This window comes from Streptomyces sp. NPDC058246, assembly GCF_042881985.1.
Taxonomy (GTDB): Bacteria; Actinomycetota; Actinomycetes; order Streptomycetales; family Streptomycetaceae; genus Streptomyces.
Window position 1 is genome coordinate 183,662 of record NZ_JBHVWZ010000010.1, and the last position, 20,261, is coordinate 203,922.

General features: G+C 70.6%; 18 protein-coding genes. 10 read left to right on the plus strand and 8 right to left on the minus strand.

Annotated elements, in window-relative coordinates; translation table 11 throughout:
* Positions 1–72 precede the first annotated feature (72 nt).
* The 6 genes from ACFVXA_RS17680 to ACFVXA_RS17705 all read left to right on the plus strand — a co-directional run bounded on the left by ACFVXA_RS17680 (position 73) and on the right by ACFVXA_RS17705 (position 8,813).
* The gene (locus ACFVXA_RS17680) at positions 73–2,433 is read left to right on the plus strand and encodes a SulP family inorganic anion transporter (protein ID WP_390025480.1); all 2,361 of its coding nucleotides are present in this window, start codon (positions 73–75) and stop codon (positions 2,431–2,433) included.
* A gap of 720 nt (positions 2,434–3,153) precedes the next feature.
* The gene (acs, locus tag ACFVXA_RS17685) at positions 3,154–5,154 is read left to right on the plus strand and encodes an acetate--CoA ligase (RefSeq protein WP_390025483.1); all 2,001 of its coding nucleotides are present in this window, start codon (positions 3,154–3,156) and stop codon (positions 5,152–5,154) included.
* Positions 5,155–5,613: 459 nt separating this feature from the next.
* Positions 5,614–7,017 carry a Na+/H+ antiporter NhaA gene (nhaA, locus tag ACFVXA_RS17690; RefSeq protein WP_390025559.1) on the plus strand — a complete coding sequence of 468 codons (1,404 nt, stop codon included), beginning with the start codon at positions 5,614–5,616 and terminating at the stop codon, positions 7,015–7,017.
* A gap of 43 nt (positions 7,018–7,060) precedes the next feature.
* On the plus strand, positions 7,061–7,537 hold the full coding sequence (locus ACFVXA_RS17695; protein WP_383907696.1) for a phage holin family protein: 477 nt from the start codon (positions 7,061–7,063) through the stop codon (positions 7,535–7,537).
* Positions 7,534–8,472, plus strand: a complete 939-nt coding sequence (locus ACFVXA_RS17700) for an alpha/beta fold hydrolase (RefSeq protein WP_390025485.1) — start codon at positions 7,534–7,536, stop codon at positions 8,470–8,472. Before ACFVXA_RS17695 ends, ACFVXA_RS17700 begins: the two co-directional genes overlap by 4 nt.
* Before the next feature lie 161 nt (positions 8,473–8,633).
* Positions 8,634–8,813: a hypothetical protein gene (locus ACFVXA_RS17705; protein ID WP_362027032.1), complete on the plus strand. Its 180-nt coding sequence runs from the start codon at positions 8,634–8,636 to the stop codon at positions 8,811–8,813.
* 45 nt (positions 8,814–8,858) lie between these two features.
* On the opposite strand, the gene ACFVXA_RS17710 is transcribed toward ACFVXA_RS17705, so the two are convergent.
* The 3 genes from ACFVXA_RS17710 to nth form a co-directional block, all read right to left on the minus strand.
* Complete coding sequence (locus tag ACFVXA_RS17710) at positions 8,859–10,058, minus strand: MarP family serine protease (protein ID WP_390025487.1); 1,200 nt, start codon at positions 10,056–10,058, stop codon at positions 8,859–8,861.
* Positions 10,059–10,154: 96 nt separating this feature from the next.
* The gene (locus tag ACFVXA_RS17715; protein WP_383743793.1) at positions 10,155–10,817 is read right to left on the minus strand and encodes an NUDIX hydrolase; all 663 of its coding nucleotides are present in this window, start codon (positions 10,815–10,817) and stop codon (positions 10,155–10,157) included.
* A 403-nt stretch (positions 10,818–11,220) separates the two neighbouring features.
* Positions 11,221–12,300 (minus strand): endonuclease III, encoded by a 1,080-nt coding sequence (nth, locus tag ACFVXA_RS17720; protein ID WP_390025489.1) that lies wholly within the window; start codon positions 12,298–12,300, stop codon positions 11,221–11,223.
* A 274-nt stretch (positions 12,301–12,574) separates the two neighbouring features.
* Between nth and ACFVXA_RS17725 the strand changes: the two genes are divergently transcribed.
* A complete protein-coding gene (locus tag ACFVXA_RS17725; RefSeq protein WP_016642758.1) occupies positions 12,575–13,249 on the plus strand; it encodes a Crp/Fnr family transcriptional regulator in 675 nt (224 codons plus the stop codon).
* Between the two features lie 264 nt (positions 13,250–13,513).
* Positions 13,514–14,332: a nucleotidyltransferase gene (locus ACFVXA_RS17730; RefSeq protein ID WP_390025491.1), complete on the plus strand. Its 819-nt coding sequence runs from the start codon at positions 13,514–13,516 to the stop codon at positions 14,330–14,332.
* A gap of 32 nt (positions 14,333–14,364) precedes the next feature.
* Here ACFVXA_RS17730 and ACFVXA_RS17735 read toward each other — a convergent pair whose 3' ends face one another.
* The 4 genes from ACFVXA_RS17735 to ACFVXA_RS17750 all read right to left on the minus strand — a co-directional run bounded on the left by ACFVXA_RS17735 (position 14,365) and on the right by ACFVXA_RS17750 (position 16,930).
* Positions 14,365–15,195, minus strand: coding sequence for an MBL fold metallo-hydrolase (locus tag ACFVXA_RS17735; RefSeq protein WP_383743630.1), 831 nt, complete (start codon positions 15,193–15,195; stop codon positions 14,365–14,367).
* Entirely contained in the window at positions 15,192–16,061 is an 870-nt protein-coding gene (locus ACFVXA_RS17740) for an NUDIX hydrolase (protein WP_383743633.1), read from the minus strand. Before ACFVXA_RS17740 ends, ACFVXA_RS17735 begins: the two co-directional genes overlap by 4 nt.
* 240 nt (positions 16,062–16,301) lie before the next feature.
* Positions 16,302–16,772: a RidA family protein gene (locus tag ACFVXA_RS17745; protein WP_362027050.1), complete on the minus strand. Its 471-nt coding sequence runs from the start codon at positions 16,770–16,772 to the stop codon at positions 16,302–16,304.
* Complete coding sequence (locus tag ACFVXA_RS17750) at positions 16,769–16,930, minus strand: DUF4177 domain-containing protein (protein WP_075033571.1); 162 nt, start codon at positions 16,928–16,930, stop codon at positions 16,769–16,771. Before ACFVXA_RS17750 ends, ACFVXA_RS17745 begins: the two co-directional genes overlap by 4 nt.
* A gap of 94 nt (positions 16,931–17,024) precedes the next feature.
* On the opposite strand from ACFVXA_RS17750, the gene ACFVXA_RS17755 reads away from it, so the two are divergent.
* Together ACFVXA_RS17755 and ACFVXA_RS17760 are read left to right on the plus strand one after the other, a co-directional pair.
* Positions 17,025–18,002: an ArsA-related P-loop ATPase gene (locus tag ACFVXA_RS17755; protein ID WP_362027053.1), complete on the plus strand. Its 978-nt coding sequence runs from the start codon at positions 17,025–17,027 to the stop codon at positions 18,000–18,002.
* Positions 17,999–19,477 carry an ArsA family ATPase gene (locus ACFVXA_RS17760; protein ID WP_390025493.1) on the plus strand — a complete coding sequence of 493 codons (1,479 nt, stop codon included), beginning with the start codon at positions 17,999–18,001 and terminating at the stop codon, positions 19,475–19,477. Before ACFVXA_RS17755 ends, ACFVXA_RS17760 begins: the two co-directional genes overlap by 4 nt.
* A gap of 75 nt (positions 19,478–19,552) precedes the next feature.
* On the opposite strand, the gene wblA is transcribed toward ACFVXA_RS17760, so the two are convergent.
* Entirely contained in the window at positions 19,553–19,891 is a 339-nt protein-coding gene (wblA, locus tag ACFVXA_RS17765; RefSeq protein ID WP_028799159.1) for a transcriptional regulator WblA, read from the minus strand.
* Positions 19,892–20,261: the final 370 nt, after the last annotated feature.

Consider the following 20,261-nt stretch of genomic DNA (forward strand, 5'->3'; position numbering starts at 1 on the left):
GATCCGCCCCCGTCACTTCGGACGGGGGACCACCTGTTCCGCGACCGCGCTGCCCCGGAGGAGACGGGAACCATGTCCGCCTGCGTACCCACCCGCGCCGCCGACTCGACTCGGCCACGCCGCATCCACGAACCCCACAGCCCCCCGCCGACCCCGCCCCGTCGATTCCGTATCGCGGGCGCCGATCTGTCGGCCTCGATCGCGGTCTTCCTGATCGCCCTGCCGCTGTCCCTCGGCATCGCGCTCGCCACCGGCGCGCCACTCCAGGCGGGCCTTGTCGCCGCCGCCGTGGGCGGGCTCGTCGCCGGACGACTCGGCGGTTCACCACTGCAGGTGAGCGGGCCCGCCGCCGGGCTCACCGTCGTCACCGCCGACCTCATCCACCGCTACGGATGGCGTACGACCTGCGCCATCACCGTCCTCGCCGGAGCCGCCCAACTGGGCCTGGGCTGCCTGCGTGTGGCCCGCACGGCACTCGCCGTCAGCCCCGCGATCGTGCACGGCATGCTCGCCGGCATCGGCGTGACGATCGCCGTCGCTCAGCTGCACATCGTGCTGGGCGGGACGCCACAGAGCTCCGTCCTCGACAACCTCCGTGCGCTGCCGAACCAGTTGGCGCACGTCCACCCCGCCGCGGTGTCGATGAGCGTGCTGACGTTGACGCTTCTCTTCGCCTGGCCGCGGATTCCAGGGCGGATCGGTCAGCTGCTGCGCAAGATCCCGGCCGCGCTCGTGGCCGTCGCCGGCGCCACCGTCACCGCTTCGCTCGCCGGCCTGATCCTGCCCAAGGTGGACCTGCCGTCCTGGAGCAGCCACGCGCTGGCCGGGCTGCCGGAGGGTCCGGTGCTGGGAATCGCCGCCGCCGTCCTGGCCGTGACGCTGGTGTGCAGCGTGCAGTCACTGCTCGGCGCGGTCGCCGTCGACAAGCTGGTGGCAAAGCGGCCCGACCTGCAGACACGGGTGACCCGCTCCGATCTCGACCGTGAGCTGCTCGGCCAGGGCGCCGCCAATATGGTGTCCGGCGCGCTCGGCGGCCTGCCGGTCGCCGGGGTCGCCGTACGCAGCTCCGCGAATGTGCAAGCCGGTGCCGTGAGCCGGAACTCCACGATGGTGCACGGCGTTTTCGTAGTAGTTGCCGCGCTGCTGATGGTCCCGATCCTGGAGCTGATCCCCCTCGCATCGCTCGCCGCCCTGGTGATGGCCGTTGGCATCCAGATGGTGTCCCTGCACCACATTCGCACGGTCACCCGCCACCGCGAGGTCCTGGTGTACGCCGTCACCACGCTCGGCGTCGTCGTCCTCGGAGTGCTCCAGGGCGTGGCGCTGGGGGTCTCCGTGGCCGTCGGTGTCGCCCTGAACCGCCTCGCCCGCACCCGTATCACGCATGAGGAGAAGGAAGGAGTCCATTACGTTCGCGTACGAGGCCAGTTGACGTTCCTCGCCGTGCCACGGCTCAGCCGCTCCCTGCACCTGATCCCCCAAGGGGCAGACACCGTCGTGGAGTTGGATGGCTCGTTCATGGACCACGCGGCATACGAGTCACTGCACGACTGGCGGAACGCCCACTTCGCGGGCGGCGGCGCGGTCGAGCTCACCGGCCGGGCCGGCACCAGGATCGCCGAGCCCGCGAGCTCCGCCCACTGCCGCTGCCGGCCCTGGACGCCCTGGCGCAACCACCACTGCGAGACCTCCGCGAGCCCGCAGTCCGTACCTTCCGGCGACCGGCCGGGCGAGTCGGCCGGCCCCGATGGGCGCAGTGGCCATCAACTGGCGCGCGGCATCAGCGCGTTCCAGCGCAACACCGCGCCCCTGGTGCGGGATGAGCTGGCGCGACTGGCGCGCGAAGGGCAGCGGCCGTCCCAGCTGTTCCTGACCTGTGCCGACTCGCGGCTCGTCACCTCGATGATCACCTCCAGTGGTCCGGGTGACCTCTTCGTCGTACGGAATGTGGGCAACCTCGTGCCGTTGCCCGGGAAGGAGAGCGGGGACGACTCGGTGGCCGCGGCGATCGAGTACGCGGTGGACGTGCTGAAGGTGCGGTCCATCACGGTGTGCGGGCACTCGGGGTGCGGGGCGATGCAGGCCCTGTTGACCTCGGAACCCGGTGGAGCGCCCACCCCGCTCAAGCGGTGGCTGCGGCACGGGCAGCCGAGCCTGGAGCGGATGGCCGCCAAGGACCGGCCGTGGGCGCGGCTCGCCGGGCGGGCGCCCGCCGACGCGGTGGAGCAGCTCTGTCTGACGAATGTGGTGCAGCAGTTGGAGCATCTGCGGGCGCATGAGTCCGTGGCCCGGGCCCTGCGGGAGGGTGTGCTCGAACTGCACGGGATGTACTTCCATGTCGGAGAGGCTCAGGCGTATCTGCTCGCCGACGGCGAGGGAGGCGAGCTGTTCGATCACGTGGGGGCGGCGGAGGATATGCGCCACACGGCGTGAGCCACCCATGGTGCGGGGGCCCACGCCGCGTCGACCAACCCTGGTGCGGGGGCCCACCCCGCGTCAGCCAAGCCCGGCACGCGGACCCACCCCGCGTCAGCCAACCCCGGCACACGGACCCACCCCGCGTCAGCCAACCCTGGTGCGGGGACCCATCCCGCGTCAGCCACTCCGGCACGCGGACCCACCCAGCGTCAGCCAACCCCGGCGCGCGGACCCGCCCCGCGTGACCTGATCGTGGTGCGCGGCCCCAGTCGGCGGGGCCGCGCACCCGCTTCTTCGGGCGGCGGCGATACGCGGCGGTGAGCGCGACCCCGGCCCCGCCAGGTCCACTGCAGCCGCCGCGCCCGCCCGGACCGCAGGGAGACAGTTCCCGTGATCCGGCCAGCGGTGCGGTCGGCGGTGCGGCTGGCAGTGCGGCCGGCGGTTCGGTCGGCGGTCCGGTCGGCGGTGCGTGTGGGGCTCGGCCGGCGGTGCGTGTGGGGCTCGGCCGGCGGTGCGTGTGGGGCTCGGCCGGCGGTGCGTGTGGGGCTCGGGCGGCGGTGCGTGTGGGGCTCGACATGCCGAATCCCGGAAAGCGTCCCCGGATGAACCCTGTCTGCGGCCCGTACGTGCCCCAGAGTGTGTCCTGCTGAGGACCCCACAGTCCCACAGCCCGGCAATAGGTCTAAACCAATTTCGGGTCGGCCCTTGTCACCGGACCCCCCGGTCTGATGAGCTGTGGCCTGGGACACAACGGACACCCTGGGAAAGGGAGATGTCGTGAGCAACGAAAGCCTGGCCAACCTGCTGAAGGAAGAGCGCAGGTTCGCGCCGCCCGCCGACCTGGCCGCGAATGCCAATGTCACCGCGGAGGCGTATGAGCAGGCCAAGGCTGACAGGCTCGGCTTCTGGGCCGAGCAGGCCCGTCGGCTGACCTGGGCCACCGAGCCGACCGAGACGCTGGACTGGTCGAACCCGCCGTTCGCCAAGTGGTTCAAGGACGGCAAGCTCAACGTCGCGTACAACTGCGTGGACCGGCATGTCGAGGCCGGCCTTGGTGACCGCGTAGCCATCCACTTCGAGGGCGAGCCGGGCGACAGCCGGGCCATCACCTACGCCGAGCTCAAGGACGAGGTCAGCAAGGCCGCAAACGCTCTGACCGAGCTGGGTGTCGGCAAGGGCGACCGGGTCGCCGTCTATCTGCCGATGATCCCCGAGGCGGTCGTCGCGATGCTGGCCTGCGCCCGTATCGGCGCGGCGCACTCGGTCGTCTTCGGCGGGTTCTCCGCGGACGCGATCGCCACCCGCATCCAGGACGCGGACGCCAAGCTGGTCATCACCTCCGACGGCGGTTACCGGCGCGGCAAGCCGTCCGCGCTCAAGCCGGCCGTCGACGACGCGGTGAGCCGGGTCGACGGGGTCGACAAGGTGCTGGTGGTGCGGCGTACCGGGCAGGAGGTCGACTGGACCGAGGGCCGGGACGTGTGGTGGCACGAGATCGTCGAGCGGCAGTCCGCCGAGCACACGCCGGAGGCCTTCGACGCCGAGCACCCGCTGTTCATCCTCTACACCTCCGGGACGACCGGGAAGCCGAAGGGCATCCTGCACACCTCGGGCGGCTACCTCACCCAGGCGTCGTACACCCACCACGCCGTCTTCGACCTCAAGCCGGAGACCGACGTGTACTGGTGCACGGCCGACATCGGCTGGGTCACCGGGCACTCGTACATCACGTACGGGCCGCTCTCGAACGGCGCGACGCAGGTGATGTACGAGGGCACGCCGGACACGCCGCACCAGGGGCGCTTCTGGGAGATCGTGCAGAAGTACGGGGTGACGATCCTCTACACGGCGCCCACGGCCATCCGTACGTTCATGAAGTGGGGCGACGACATCCCCGCGAAGTTCGATCTCAGCAGCCTCCGTGTCCTCGGCTCCGTCGGCGAGCCGATCAACCCCGAGGCGTGGATCTGGTATCGCAAGCACATCGGCGGCGACCGCACCCCGATCGTGGACACCTGGTGGCAGACCGAGACCGGCGCGATGATGATCTCGCCGCTGCCGGGGGTCACCGAGACCAAGCCGGGGTCGGCACAGCGTCCGCTGCCGGGCATCTCGGCGACGGTCGTCGACGACGAGGCGAACGAGGTGCCCAACGGGGGTGGCGGCTACCTCGTGCTGACCGAGCCGTGGCCGTCGATGCTGCGCACCATCTGGGGCGACGACCAGCGGTTCCTCGACACGTACTGGTCGCGCTTCGAGGGCAAGTACTTCGCCGGCGACGGCGCGAAGAAGGATGAGGACGGGGACATCTGGCTGCTCGGCCGGGTCGACGACGTGATGCTCGTGTCCGGGCACAACATCTCGACGACCGAGGTCGAGTCGGCGCTCGTCTCGCACCCGTCGGTCGCCGAGGCGGCGGTCGTGGGCGCGGCGGACGAGACGACCGGGCAGGCGATCGTGGCCTTCGTGATCCTGCGCGGGACTGCCTCCGCCGAGGACGAGGGGCTGGTGGCGGACCTTCGCAACCACGTCGGCACCGTGCTCGGGCCGATCGCCAAGCCCAAGCGGATCCTGCCGGTGGCCGAGCTGCCCAAGACCCGGTCCGGGAAGATCATGCGACGCCTGCTGCGGGACGTCGCGGAGAACCGCGAGCTCGGTGACGTCACCACGCTCACGGACTCCACGGTGATGGACCTCATCCAGGCGAAGCTGCCGGCGGCGCCCAGCGAGGACTGAGCGGACTGGGCGGACCGAGGGGGGTTCCCCCGCCCACCGGCCGGGGATGTGACGCACGAAGTGCCCCCACATCCCCGGCTGCGGCGGCCCCAGCCCCTGTCTCGCCCGGCTGCGGCGTGCCCGGCTCCTACCTCCCGCGGCTTCGGCGGGCCCGGCCTCTACCTCCCCCGGCCTCGGCGTCCCCCACATCCCCCATCCCTGTTCTGTGGCCTGCCCCCACATCTCCGGCTGTGGCGAGGCCCTGTAGGACCCGGCGGCTCCGTCCCGGCCCCGCGGGCGGGCTCCATCTGCCTTCTCGGCGTGTCGCATTCGCACTTTATGTTCACTCTGCGAACTATGCGGCTGTAATGACCCGGTAAAGTGGTGGCTTCAAGGTGCGCCGGGAAGTCTGGTCGGCAACGTCGTCAGCGACCCCGCATGACGGCCGTCGAGAAGCCGTACCGACCGGAGGTCCGCACCGTGGCCGCGACCCGCACCCGTAACGCCACCCCCAAGTTCCTCGGACGGCTGTCGCTGCCCGAGCGGAACTTCGTCGCGGAGGCGCTGCGCACCGAAACCGTGGGTGGCGTCCTGCTGCTGGTCGCCGCGATCGCCGCACTGATCTGGGCGAACACCCCGCTGCGGGACAGCTACGCCGATGTCAGCCACTACCACCTCGGACCCGCCTCCCTCGGCCTCGATCTGTCCGTCCAGCACTGGGCGGCCGACGGACTGCTCGCCGTGTTCTTCTTCGTCGCCGGAATCGAGCTCAAGCGCGAGCTGGTCGCCGGAGATCTGAAGGATCCGAAGGCCGCGCTGCTCCCCGTCGTCGCCGCGGTCTGCGGCATGGCCGTGCCCGCGCTCGTCTACACGCTCACCAACATCACCGGCGGCGGCTCACTCGACGGGTGGGCCGTCCCCACCGCCACCGACATCGCCTTCGCGCTCGCCGTGCTCGCCGTGATCGGGACATCGCTGCCGTCCGCCCTGCGCGCCTTCCTGCTCACACTCGCCGTCGTCGACGACCTGTTCGCGATTCTGATCATCGCGATCTTCTTCACCGACACCCTGAACTTCGCGGCTCTCGCCGGCGCCGTCGTCGGACTCCTCGTCTTCTGGTGGCTGCTGCGCAAGGGCGTACGCGGGTGGTACGTGTACGTCCCGCTCGCGCTGGTGATCTGGGGGCTGATGTACAACAGCGGCATCCACGCCACCATCGCCGGTGTCGCGATGGGCCTGATGCTGCGCTGCCACCGGCACGAGGGCGAGGAGCACTCCCCCGGCGAGCACATCGAACACCTCGTGCGGCCCTTGTCCGCCGGACTCGCCGTGCCGCTGTTCGCGCTGTTCAGCGCGGGGGTCGCGGTCTCCGGCGGGGCCCTCGGGGATGTGTTCACCCGGCCCGAGACGCTCGGCATCGTCCTCGGACTCGTCGTCGGCAAGGCGGTCGGGATCTTCGGCGGCACCTGGCTCGCGGCCCGGTTCACCCGGGCCTCGCTCAGTGAGGACCTCGCCTGGCCGGACGTGTTCGCCGTCGCCAGCCTCGCCGGAATCGGCTTCACCGTCTCGCTGCTCATCGGCGAGCTCGCCTTCGCCGGCGACGCGGTGCTCACCGACGAGGCCAAGGCCGCCGTCCTGGTCGGCTCGCTCATCGCCGCCATCCTCGCCACGACGCTGCTGAAGATACGCAACGCCAAGTACCGCACGCTCTGCGAGGCGGAGGAGCTCGACGAGGACCGCGACGGCATCCCCGACATCTACGAGCAGGACAACCCGGCGTACCACCTGCGGATGGCGGAGATCTACGAGCGCAAGGCCGCCGAGCACCGCAAGCTTGCCGAAGTGGCGGGCGGGGCAAGCGACGGGGACGACGGTCCGGCATGATCTGACCAGACGGTACAAACAGAATCAGAAGAGGGAGATCGCGATGAGCGCACCCGACGGCAGCCCGGTCGGCGCCGAACGCAGCATCGGCCAGCTGTTCGCCTCGGCGACCACCGAGATGTCCGCGCTGGTGCACGACGAGATCGCGCTGGCGAAGGCGCAGCTCAAGCACGACGTCAAGCGCGGGGCCGTCAGCGGCGGGGCGTTCTCAGTGGCCGGCGCAGTGCTGATCTTCTCGCTGCCCATGTTGAACTTCGCCCTGGCGTACGGCATCCGGACCTGGAGCCACTGGAACCTCGCGGTCTGCTTCCTGCTCTCCTTCGCCGCGAACGTGCTGGTCGCCGGGCTGCTCGCGCTCATCGGCGTCGTCTTCGCGAAGAAGGCGAAGAAGAGCCAGGGCCCGCAGAAGGTGGCCGCCTCGATGAAGGAGTCGGCGGGCGTCCTGCAGAACGCCAAGCCGCACCCCCGCCCGGAGCGGGTCGAGGACACCGTCAAGGCTGTGGCACGCTCATCCTCATGACGGACCCCGCCACACCTTCGGCGCAACCGGCCTCGGCCGTGCGGCTGGACGGCCCCTGGACCCATCGCGACGTCGCCGCCAACGGCGCGCGCTTCCACATCGCCGAGATGGGCGACGGGCCGCTCGTCCTGCTGCTGCACGGCTTCCCCCAGTTCTGGTGGACCTGGCGCCATCAGCTGGTGGCGCTCGCCGACGCCGGGTTCCGGGCCGTGGCCATGGACCTGCGCGGAGTCGGCGGCAGCGACCGCACCCCGCGCGGTTACGACCCCGCCAACCTCGCGCTCGACATCACCGGGGTCGTACGGTCCCTCGGTGAGCCCGACGCCGCGCTGGTCGGACACGACCTGGGCGGGTATCTGGCGTGGACGGCAGCCGTCATGCGGCCCAAGCTCGTACGCCGGCTCGCGGTCTCCTCGATGCCCCATCCCCGGCGCTGGCGCTCCGCGATGCTCTCCGACGTGAAGCAGACCGCCGCGGGCTCCTACATCTGGGGGTTCCAGCGACCCTGGATCCCGGAGCGCCAACTCGTCGCGGACAACGGCGCCCTGGTGGGTCGTCTGGTACGGGACTGGTCGGGGCCGCGGCTGCCGGACGACGAGGCCGTGGAGACGTACCGCCGCGCCATGTGCATCCCGTCGACGGCGCACTGCGCGATCGAGCCGTACCGCTGGATGGTGCGGTCCATGGCGCGCCCGGACGGCATCCAGTTCAACCGGCGCATGAAGCGGCCGGTGCGCGTGCCGACACTGCATCTGCACGGCTCGCTCGACCCCGTGATGCGCACCCGTAGCGCGGCCGGCTCCGGGGAGTACGTCGAAGCGCCGTACCGCTGGAGGCTGTTCGACGGCCTCGGGCACTTCCCGCACGAGGAGGACCCGGTCGCCTTCTCGACCGAACTGGTCAACTGGCTGAAGGATCCGGAACCCGATCGGTGACCCGCCGGTCACCCTTGAGTGACCGTCCGAACGCGACCGGTATCGCGTGCGGAGAGCCCGCGGGAACGCCTGTCCTACGAACAGCCAATTGCCTGGCGCATAGGCCAATTGAGGGCCCGGGGCGCGGTTATCGACCTTGGGGCAGGGGCACACGTCGGGGTATGGGCTGGACGCACGACTACAGTGACGCAGCACGCACACGCCGCTCGGCCTCGGGCCTGAGCTCCCATCAGAGGGGCACCCCGCAGCTGCCGGGCACGGACCCCCGAGTGGGGATTCCGCACATTCTGCGCCGCCGGGCCCGCTGGGTCTCGGTGCGGCTGCGCCATCCACGCGGCTGAGCCCCGGGGCCCCTCAACACACCGGGCGCCAGGGACTTTCCGGGACTACAGCGCGCAGCTGTCGCTGTCCACCTGCTGGTTGGCGGTACGCCCCTGGGTGACGTCCTGCTGGACCTCGCCCGCGGTGAGCGCGTACCCGGTGTTGGCGCTGTCGAGCGACTTCGCGAACACCACGCCGTACACCTTGCCTTCGGGTGTGAGCAGCGGGCCTCCGGAGTTGCCCTGACGGACCGTCGCGTAGAGCGAGTAGACGTCTCGGCGCACCGTCTTGCGGTGGTAGATGTCAGGGCCGTTGGCCGTGATACGACCGCGCACGCGGGCGGGCTGGACGTTGTACGCGCCGTTCTGCGGGAACCCGGCGACGATCGCGCTGTTGCCGCTGGTGGCGTCCTGGGTCGAGAACTTGAGCGCGGGCGCGTTCAGATTCGGTACGTCGAGTACGGCGATGTCGCGCTCCCAGTCGTACAGGACGACCTTGGCGTCGTACTTGCGGCCCACACCGCCTATCTGGACGGTGGGCTCGTCGACTCCGCCGACCACGTGCGCGTTGGTCATCACGCGGCGGTCGCCGAAGACGAAGCCGCTGCCTTCGAGGACCTTGCCGCAGCTCTGGGCGGTACCCATGACCTTGACGATGGACTTCTGGGCGCGGGCGGCGACGGGGCTGTTCGCGAGGGCCGGGTCGGGGGGCTGGACGTCCGTGATGGGCTCGTTGGCGAACGGGCTGAAGACCTGCGGGAACCCGTTCTGCGCGAGGACCGAGGAGAAGTCGGCGAACCAGGTGTTGGCCTGGGAGGGCAGCGCGCGGGACACGCCGAGCAGCACCTTGGAGCTGCGGACCTCCTTGCCGAGCGTCGGCAGCGTCGTACCGGCGAGGGCCGAGCCGATCAGCCAGGCGACGAGCAGCATCGCTACGACGTTCACGAGGGCGCCACCCGTGGCGTCCAGGGCGCGGGCCGGGGACCATGTGATGTACCGGCGCAGCTTGTTGCCGAGGTGGGTGGTGAGGGCTTGGCCCACGGAGGCACAGACGATCACGACGACCACCGCGACGACGGCGGCGGTCGTACTCACCTTGGTGTCGTTGGTCGCCCACCCCCAGATCACGGGGAGCACATAGACGGCGACGAGGCCACCGCCCAGGAAGCCGATCACCGACAGAATGCCGACGACGAAGCCCTGGCGGTAGCCCACGATCGCGAACCACACGGCGGCGACCAGCAACAGGATGTCCAGCACGTTCACCGCTTCAAGCCTCGCCTCATCACTCTCCGGTCGCGATCGCTCGGCCGGGGGTCCGGGGGTTGTCCCCCGGGAAAACACAGCACGGCAGACACCCTGTCATGACCGCCAGTCGAGCGGGACCTCCTTCTCACGGTCCCAGGGCAGCTCCCATCCCGCGTAGTGGAGGAGCCGGTCGATGATCCCGGCCGTGAAACCCCAGACCAGGGCCGATTCGACCAGAAATGCCGGACCTCGGTGACCGCTGGGGTGGACGGTGGTGGCTCTGTTGGCGGGGTCCGTGAGATCCGCCACGGGGACCGTGAAGACGCGTGCCGTCTCGTTCGGATCGACGACGCCGACCGGGGTCGGCCGGCGCCACCAGCCCAGCACGGGGGTCACCACGAAGCTGCTCACCGGGATGTACAGCTTGGGGAGCACCCCGAAGAGCTGGACGCCGCTCGGGTCGAGCCCGGTCTCCTCCTCGGCCTCGCGGAGAGCGGCCCGCAGCGGCCCGTCGGCCGTGGGGTCGCCGTCCTCGGGGTCGAGGGCGCCGCCCGGGAAGGACGGCTGCCCGGCGTGCGACCTCAGGGAGCCGGCACGCTCCATGAGCAGCAGCTCGGGACCGCGGTCGCCCTCGCCGAACAGGATGAGCACGGCGGACTGCCGCCCCGAGCCGTTGGCAGGCGGCAGGAAGCGGCTCAGCTGGAGCGGCTCGACCGTCTCGACGGCTCGCACCACCGGGTCCAGCCAGTCGGGCAGGCCGTCTTTGCTGAGGGGCACCGGGGGCGGGGGCGTGGGCGTGGGGGCGCCTGGCGAGCCGTGCGCGCCGTGCCCGTTGGGCGTGCCGTGCCGGTGGGGCGTAGCGGTTCCGTGGGGCGCATCGGTCCCGTCGTGTGTGCCAGTCCCGTGGGGCGTAGCGGTCCCGTTGGGTGTGTCGTGCCCGTGGGGCGTAGCGGTCCCGTTGGGCGCGCCAATCCCGTGGGGCGTGCCGGTCCCGTCGTGGGTGGCGTGCCCGTCGCGCCCGTCGTGCCCGTCCTTGGTGCCGGTCCCGTCGCGTGCGCCGTGCCGGCTGTGCTCGTCCTGCTCGCTGTGCTCGTCCTGCCTGCTGTGCGTGTTGCTCGCGTTCGTCATCGACACCCCCGTTCTGCTGTTCCCAACGCCTGCCGGTGCCGTGTTCGTTCCGTCATCCGGCGCCCAATGGGGGTGCGGGGATGCCGCCGGCGTCCAGATACGCCTGCGGGGGCTTGAGGCGCTGGCCGGGGAAGCCGCCCTTCTCGTACTTGAGGAGCTTCTTCGCCTTCTCCGGGTCGGTCTCGCCCTCCCCGTACGCCGGACAGAGCGGAGCGATGGGACAGGCACCGCAGGCGGGCTTGCGGGCATGGCAGATACGGCGGCCGTGGAAGATCACGTGGTGCGACAGCATCGTCCACTCACTCTTCGGGAACAGCGCACCGACGGCCGCCTCGATCCTGTCCGGGTCGGTCTCCTCGGTCCACTGCCAGCGGCGGACGAGCCGCTGGAAATGGGTGTCCACGGTGATTCCGGGCCGCCCGAAGGCGTTCCCGAGGACGACGAAGGCGGTCTTGCGGCCTACGCCGGGGAGCTTGACGAGGTCTTCGAGGCGGCCGGGGACCTCGCCCCCGAAGTCGTCCCTCAACGCCCTGGAGAGCCCTATCACCGACTTGGTCTTGGCCCGGAAGAACCCGGTCGGGCGCAGGATCTCCTCGACCTCCTCCGGGTTGGCCTCCGCCAGGTCCTCGGGGGTCGGGTACTTGGCGAACAGCGCCGGAGTCGTCTGGTTCACCCGGAGGTCGGTGGTCTGGGCGGACAGCACAGTGGCGACGATCAGCTGGAAGGGGTTCTCGAAGTCCAGCTCGGGGTGGGCGTACGGATACACCTCGGCGAGCTCGCGGTTGATGCGGCGGGCTCGACGGACGAGCGCGGGCGCCGGCGGGGGCGCCTTCTGGAGGGGCTTTGCGGAGGACTTCTTGGCGGGGGCAGCCGCCTTCTTGGCGGGCGTCGCCTTCTTCGTGACCGCCTTCTTCGTGACCGCCTTCTTCGTGGCCGCCTTCTTCGTAGACGTCTTCTTGGCCGGCGTTGCCTTCTTGGCGGCTGCGGCCCCGGCTGCGGCTGCCGAACCCCTCGGCGCAGGGCCCTCCGACGCCTCGGCCGACGCCTCGGCGACCGCCGTCACCGGCGCCGCCGCCGTCGGCTTTGTCGCTTTTGTCGGTTTCTTGGTTCCACTGGAGGCCTGTTCGCCCACAGCGGAATCGCGACGTACAACCACCCGCCCAGCCCCCTTGGCCTGTGCTCTCACCGGCAATTTGGACACCCGGCCAGCCTAAAGCCCGGCACCGACATCCGCCCCGGACCCAGGAGATCGGCCCCCAATTGGCCCCCTGCCGCATTGCCCGGGACGCCAGTGCGGCAGACTTGTGACTGATCACACTGTTTGGACCGCCCGGCAAGATGGGGAACACGGTCCCCTGGTACACCGGGGGCAAGATCCCCTGAGCAGGTCGACAAGGAGAGAACTCGTGGACGACGTTCTGCGGCGCGCCCCGCTCTTCGCGGCGCTCGATGACGAGCAGGCCGCGGAGCTCCGCGCCTCCATGAGTGAGGTGACCCTGGCTCGCGGTGACGCTCTCTTCCATGAGGGCGACCCCGGCGACCGCCTCTACGTGGTCACCGAGGGCAAGGTGAAGCTCCACCGCACCTCCCCCGACGGTCGCGAGAACATGCTGGCCGTGCTGGGCCCCGGTGAGCTCATCGGCGAGCTGTCGCTGTTCGACCCGGGCCCGCGTACGGCAACGGCGAGCGCGCTGACCGAGGTCAAGCTGCTCGGCCTCGGCCACGGCGACCTCCAGCCCTGGCTGAACGCGCGTCCCGAGGTGGCCGCCGCCCTGCTGCGCGCCGTCGCCCGGCGGCTGCGCAAGACCAACGACCAGATGTCCGACCTGGTGTTCTCGGACGTCCCGGGCCGCGTGGCCCGCGCGCTCCTGGACCTCTCCCGCCGCTTCGGCGTGCAGTCCGAAGAGGGCATTCACGTCGTGCACGACCTCACGCAGGAGGAGCTGGCCCAGCTGGTCGGTGCGTCGCGCGAGACGGTCAACAAGGCGCTGGCCGACTTCGCGGGGCGTGGCTGGCTCCGGCTGGAGGCCCGTGCGGTGATCCTCCTGGACGTGGAGCGACTCGCCAAGCGCTCACGCTGACGCGCGTATTGGTCATACGTCGACGGGGTCCCGCCTTCTTGGAGGCGGGCCCGTTGTCGTTGCGGCCGGACGGGTTCCTGCGCCACCCTCCGCCTCTGCACGTCCTGTTCCCGGGGGCTGCCGCCCCAAGCCGTCCCGCATCGGCCTGAACGGCCTCGCCCGCAGACGCCGGACGGGCTGAACGGACCGCTTCCTGGACCGAACGGACTGCTCCCAGACCGAAAAGGCCCGCCCCCACCGCCCTAGTCACGGCACAGTGGGCGCATGGCTCGCCAAGGGGACCACAGAGGGCTCGACGCGCAGGGGTACATCGAGCGCGAGGGATCCCTCGGCCGGGTCCCACACGCGTTCCGGCCCGTCGTCGCCGCGGCCCGCGACCGTGTGCTGGACACCTTCGGAACCCGCCTGGACAGCGCGTACCTCTACGGGTCGATTCCCCGCGGCACCGCGCGCGTGGGCCGCTCCGACCTCGACGTGCTGCTCGCCCTGCGGCAGAGGCCCACGGACGCGGACCGCGCCGACGCCCGCACGCTGGACGAGGCGCTCGACAAGGAGTTCGCGCAGATCGACGGCGCCGGGACGCTGGTCCTCGGCCGTGCGCAGGTGCTGAGCGACCTGGAGACGTACGACCTCGGCTGGTTCCTCGCCTGCCTCTGCACGCCCCTCCTGGGGGAGGATCTGGCCGCGTACCTGCCTCGCTACCGTCCCGACTCCCTCCTCGCCCGTGAGACGAACGGCGACCTCGCCCTGCTGCTGCCCCGCTGGCGCGAGCGGATCGGCGAAGCTCCGGACACGGAGGAGGCCCGCCGCCCGCTCGTCCGCTTCATGTCACGCCATCTCGTCCGCACCGGCTTCACCCTCGTCATGCCCCGCTGGAACGGCTGGACCAGTGATCTGCGGGAGATGGCCGAGGCGTTCGGCGCGTACTACCCGGAACGGGCCGCCGAGATGCGGCAGGCGGCCGTCCGCGGCTACGAGCCGGCCGGCGATCTCGCCGCCCTCCGCGCGTACGTCGACGACCTGGGACCGTGGCTCGCCGAGGAGTACGCGCGCGTGCACGGCGTCAAAGCCCCACGTCCCTGAGCACCCGCGAATTCTCGTCCCGGGGGCGGCCCCTAGATAAGGCCGTGTTCCGTCAAGTAGTCCATCTGCGCCCGTACCGACAACTCCGCGGCGGGCCACAGCGAACGGTCCACATCCGCGTACACATGCGCGACGACCTCACCGGGCGACCGGTAGCCGTTCTCGACCGCCGTCTCGACCTGGGCGAGGCGGTGGGCGCGGTGGGCGAGGTAGAACTCGACGGCGCCCTGGGCGTCCTCCAGGACGGGACCGTGGCCGGGGAGCACGGTGTGGACGCCGTCGTCGACGGTCAGCGAACGCAGCCGCCGCAGGGAGTCGAGATAGTCGCCCAGCCGGCCGTCCGGATGGGCCACCACGGTCGTGCCGCGGCCGAGGATGGTGTCCCCGGTCAGGACGGCCCGGTCGGCCGGGAGATGGAAGCACAGCGAGTCGGCGGTGTGCCCCGGCGTCGACACGACGCGCAGTTCGAGCCCGCCGACGGTGATCGCGTCCCCCGCGGCCAGTCCCTCGTCCCCGAGCCGCAGCGCCGGATCCAGGGCGCGCACCTTCGTCCCCGTCAGCTCGGCGAACCGCGCCGCACCCTCGGCGTGATCCGGGTGTCCATGGGTGAGCAGCGTCAGAGCGACCCGTTTCCCGGCCTTCTCGGCCGTGTCCAGGACGTTCCGCAGGTGTATGTCGTCCAGGGGCCCGGGGTCGATCACGACCGCGAGCTCGGAGTCGGGCTCGGCGACGATCCAGGTGTTGGTGCCGTCCAGGGTCATCGCGGACGCGTTGGGGGCGAGGACGTTGACGGCGCGCGTGGTGGCGGGGCCGGAGAGGACGTGGCCTCGCGGCTGGCCGGGGAGGGCGGCTGCGTCGGTCATGCGGGGGCTCCACCCGTCGAGATGTGCTTGGTGAACTCGTCGTGGCCCGGCCAGGCGAGGACCAGCTCGCCGTTCTCCATACGAGCCCTGGCCAGGACGGGGGTCAGATCGCGGGTGGGCGCGGCGGCGAGGGCGCCGGCGGCGCTGTCGTACGGAGTGAGCTGGCGCAGCGTCGCCACGGTGGGCGGCATCATGAGCAGCTCGCCCTTGTCGTACGAGGCTGCCGCGTCCGCCGGCCGGATCCATACCGTGCGGTCGGCCTCCGTGGAGGCGTTGCGGGTGCGCTGGCCCTCCGGGAGGGCGGCCACGAAGAACCACGTGTCGTAGCGACGGGATTCGAACTCGGGGGTGATCCAGCGGGCCCACGCGCCCAGCAGGTCCGACCTGAGGACCAGGCCCCGTCGGTCGAGGAACTCGGCGAAGGAGAGGTCGCGGGCGACCAGGGCCGCGCGGTCCGCCTCCCACTCGTCGCCGGTGGTGTCGCCGACCACGGTGTCCGGGGCGGGGCCGGCGAGCAGGACGCCCGCCTCCTCGTACGTCTCCCGCACCGCGGCGCAGACGACGGCCTGGGCGGAGGTCTCGTCCACGCCGAGCCTGTTCGCCCACCACGCGCGCGTGGGGCCCGCCCAGCGGATCAGGTGCTCGTCGTCGCGTGGGTCGACGCCGCCGCCGGGGTAGGCGTACGCGCCAGCCGCGAAGGCCATGGAGGCGCGTCTGCGCAGCATGTGCACCACGGGGGTGTCATGGGTGTCCTTGAGCAGCATGACGGTGGCCGCCCGCTTGGGGGCCACGGGGGTCAGTGTGCCCTCCGCGAGCGCGCGGATCCGCTCTGGCCACTCCGGTGGATACCACTGCCCATTCGCCATGGCCGGAGGCTATCCCGAGCCGGGCGGATGTTCGAGAGGCCCTCAAGACCCCACGCTCCGGCTTGCCCACCACAGTGCCGATCCGGGCGATTTTTTCGCCCCCTCCGCCCCTGCCCGTCCCTTGGTCCTGGGGGCTGCCGCCCCCAGACCCCGGCATCGGCCTGAACGGCCTCGTCCTCAAACACCGGACGGGCCGAAAACGCCGGACGGGCCGAAAAATCCCCAGCCCCGGACGAGGGCTTACGGAGCGGTCAGTTCCACCTGGATCTCGACCTCCACCGGCGCGTCCAGCGGAAGCACCGCGACGCCGACCGCGCTGCGCGCGTGCACACCCTTGTCGCCCAGCACCGCGCCCAGCAGCTCGCTCGCCCCGTTCAGGACGCCCGGCTGGCCGGTGAAGTCCGAGGCGGACGCCACGAAGCCGACGACCTTCACGACGCGCGCGATGCGGTCCAGGTCGCCCGCGACCGACTTGACCGCCGCGAGGGCGTTCAGCGCGCAGGTGCGGGCCAGGTCCTTGGCCTCCTCGGCCGTGACCTCGGCGCCCACCTTCCCGGTGACCGGAAGCTTGCCGTCCACCATCGGGAGCTGGCCCGCGGTGTAGACGTACACACCCGACTGCACGGCCGGCTGGTACGCGGCCAACGGCGGCACGACACCCGGCAGGCTCAGTCCGAGTTCCGCCAGCTTCGACTCGACGGCGCCGCTCATGCCGACTTCTCCCGCTTCAGGTAGGCCACCAGCTGCTCGGGGTTGTTCGGCCCGGGCACGACCTGGACGAGCTCCCAGCCGTCCTCGCCCCAGGTGTCCAGAATCTGCTTCGTGGCATGGACGAGCAGCGGCACAGTCGCGTATTCCCACTTGGTCATGTGGCCGACTCTAGCCGTTGCCGCCGAGGGCCCGCGCACACGTTGTCCACAGCCTCCTGCGTACTCCCGCGGCGAACTGGTTAGGCTCGAATACGTGAGCAGGCTCCAGGTCGTCAGCGGCAAGGGCGGTACCGGCAAGACCACGGTAGCCGCAGCCCTAGCGCTCGCCCTCGCGACCGAGGGCAAGCGTGTCCTCCTCGTCGAGGTCGAGGGCAGACAGGGCATCGCGCAGCTCTTCGAGACAGAAGCGCTGCCCTACGAGGAGCGGAAGATCGCCGTCGCTCCGGGGGGCGGGGAGGTGTACGCACTGGCCATCGACCCCGAACTGGCCCTTCTGGACTACCTCCAGATGTTCTACAAACTGGGCAGCGCGGGCCGTGCCCTGAAGAAGCTCGGCGCCATCGACTTCGCCACCACCATCGCGCCCGGTGTCAGGGACGTACTCCTGACCGGCAAGGCCTGCGAGGCCGTCCGCCGCAAGGACAAGAGCGGGCGGTTCGCCTACGACTACGTCGTCATGGACGCGCCGCCCACGGGCCGGATCACCCGCTTCCTGAACGTGAACGACGAAGTCGCCGGGCTCGCCAAGATCGGCCCGATACACAATCAGGCACAGGCCGTCATGCGCGTCCTCAAGTCGCCGGAGACGGCGGTCCACTTGGTGACGCTCCTGGAGGAGATGCCCGTCCAGGAGACCGCGGACGGCATCGCCGAGCTGCGGGCCGCGAAGCTGCCGGTGGGCCGGATCATCGTGAACATGGTGCGGCCCGCCCTCCTCGACGACGCCGACCTGGAGCTCGCCGACGCCGCTCCCCGTACCGCGATCGCCAAGTCGCTCTCCGCGGCCGGGCTCGGCGGCGCGCGCCGCGGCGGACTCGCCGAACGGCTGGTGGACCCGCTGCTCCAGCAGGCCGCGGAGTACGCCGAGCGGTACACCCTGGAGCGCGAGCAGCGAGCCGTGCTCACCGAGCAGGACCTGCCGCTGCACGAACTGCCGCTGCTCGCCGAGGGAATGGACCTGGCGGGCTTGTACCAGCTCGCCAAGGAACTGCGCACGCAAGGGATCTCATGAGTCTGAACCCGGCCCGCGTACTCGATGTCGACCCGCTGCTCGACGACCCGAAGACCCGCATCGTGGTGTGCTGCGGTTCGGGCGGCGTCGGCAAGACGACCACGGCGGCCGCCCTGGGGCTGCGCGCCGCCGAGCGCGGCCGCAAGGTGGTCGTGCTCACCATCGACCCGGCGCGCCGGCTCGCCCAGTCGATGGGCATCGACTCGCTCGACAACACTCCGCGGCGCGTCAAGGGCATCGAGGGAGACGGCGAGCTGCACGCCATGATGCTCGACATGAAGCGCACCTTCGACGAGATCGTCGAAGCGCACGCGGACCGCGAGCGGGCTGCCGCGATCCTGAACAACCCCTTCTACCAATCGCTCTCGGCGGGCTTCGCGGGCACGCAGGAGTACATGGCGATGGAGAAGCTCGGGCAGCTGCGGGCGCGGGACGAATGGGACCTCATCGTCGTCGACACACCGCCGTCCCGGTCGGCGCTGGACTTCCTGGACGCCCCGAAGCGGCTCGGCTCCTTCCTGGACGGTCGGCTGATCCGGCTGTTGACGGCGCCGGCGAAGCTGGGCGGCCGCGCGGGGATGAAGTTCCTGAATGTCGGGATGTCGATGATGACTGGCACCCTGGGAAAGCTGCTGGGGGGTCAGCTCCTCAAGGACGTACAGACGTTCGTGGCCGCGATGGACACGACGTTCGGGGGCTTTCGTACGCGCGCGGACGCCACGTACAAGCTGCTCCAGGCGCCCGGCACGGCGTTCCTGGTGGTGGCGGCCCCGGAGCGGGACGCGCTGCGCGAGGCCGCGTACTTCGTGGAGCGGCTGGCCGCGGAGGACATGCCGTTCGCCGGTCTGGTGCTCAACCGGGTGCACGGCAGCGGGGCCGCTCAGCTCTCCGCCGAGCGGGCGCTCGCCGCCGCGGAAGATCTTGATTCCGCGGAAGATCTTGATTCCGTGGCCGCAGAAAATCTTGACGAGGCCCGCATTGTGGATCAGGGGGACGGGAAAGCTGGACTTCGTAACTCTCCCGACAGGTACGACAGTTCAGAATCCCCCGCTTCCGAGACCTCGGCTTCTGAAGGTCCTGACGGTTCCGACGAAGGCTCCCCCGCCGCCACGGACAGGACCGCAGCCACGGACAGGACCGTCGCCTCGGCCAGGACCGTCGCCACGGATGCCGCCCACACGGACGAGGACCGGACCGCCGCCACGGACACGGACCCCGAGACAGACACCGACACGGACCGGACCGTCGAACAATTCACCGCAGGCCTGCTGAGGCTGCACGCCGAGCGAATGCAGCTGCTCTCCCGCGAGCAGCGCACGCGTGACCGCTTCGCCGCGCTCCACCCCGAGGTGGCGGTGGCCGAAGTGGCCGCGCTCCCGGGCGACGTACATGACCTCCTGGGACTGCGGGACATCGGGGACCGGCTCGCGGCCAATCGGCCGGAGCTGCCCGAGACCCCCGAACCGGGGGCCTGACCCGAAGACCTCGGCCCGTGGGCCTGACTCGGCCCGTGAGCCTGACTCGGCCCGTGAGCCTGAGAGGAAACGCCCTCAGCCCACCGCGGCGTAGCGCTCGTACACCTCTTCCTCGTCGAGGGGCAGCAGGCCCGCGCCGCGCTCGTACTCCGTACGCGCGGTCTCCAGCAGGCGACGCCACGAGGTGACGGTCGGCCGGCGGCGCAGCAGTGCGCGGCGCTCCCGCTCCGTCATGCCACCCCACACGCCGAATTCGACGCGATTGTCGAGCGCGTCGGCGAGGCACTCCGTGCGTACCGGACATCCGGTGCACACTGCCTTCGCCCTGTTCTGCGCTGCTCCTTGAACGAACAGTTCATCCGGATCGGTAGTGCGGCAGGCCGCCTGCGCACTCCAGTCGGTTACCCAGCCCATACCGGCGCCGTCCTCTCCCGAATCGAGGCTCCCCCACGGCGGCAGCGGCATATTCACCGCCGCCAGTTGAGGACGTTACGGAAGGTGGGCACAGCGCAACACCCCCTTCGGGCCCAATCTTGAATGGCCCGAACGGACTATGCGTAAGCGGCAGATCACCCGGGGGAGTGAGCTGAGGACATGCGTGAGCATCCCGGCAAACCGGGACAGTTCAGTTGAGTCACAACGGACGCCTGGTGACGCATGAGGCTGATTCGGACACGAACTCAATGAAGCCTCAACGAAAAAGTTGGGGATCCTCCGGAACGATTCGGGGTCGCCGGACGTATTGATACGTGGCCACACTGCTGTGACAGTTGAGAGCAGCTTA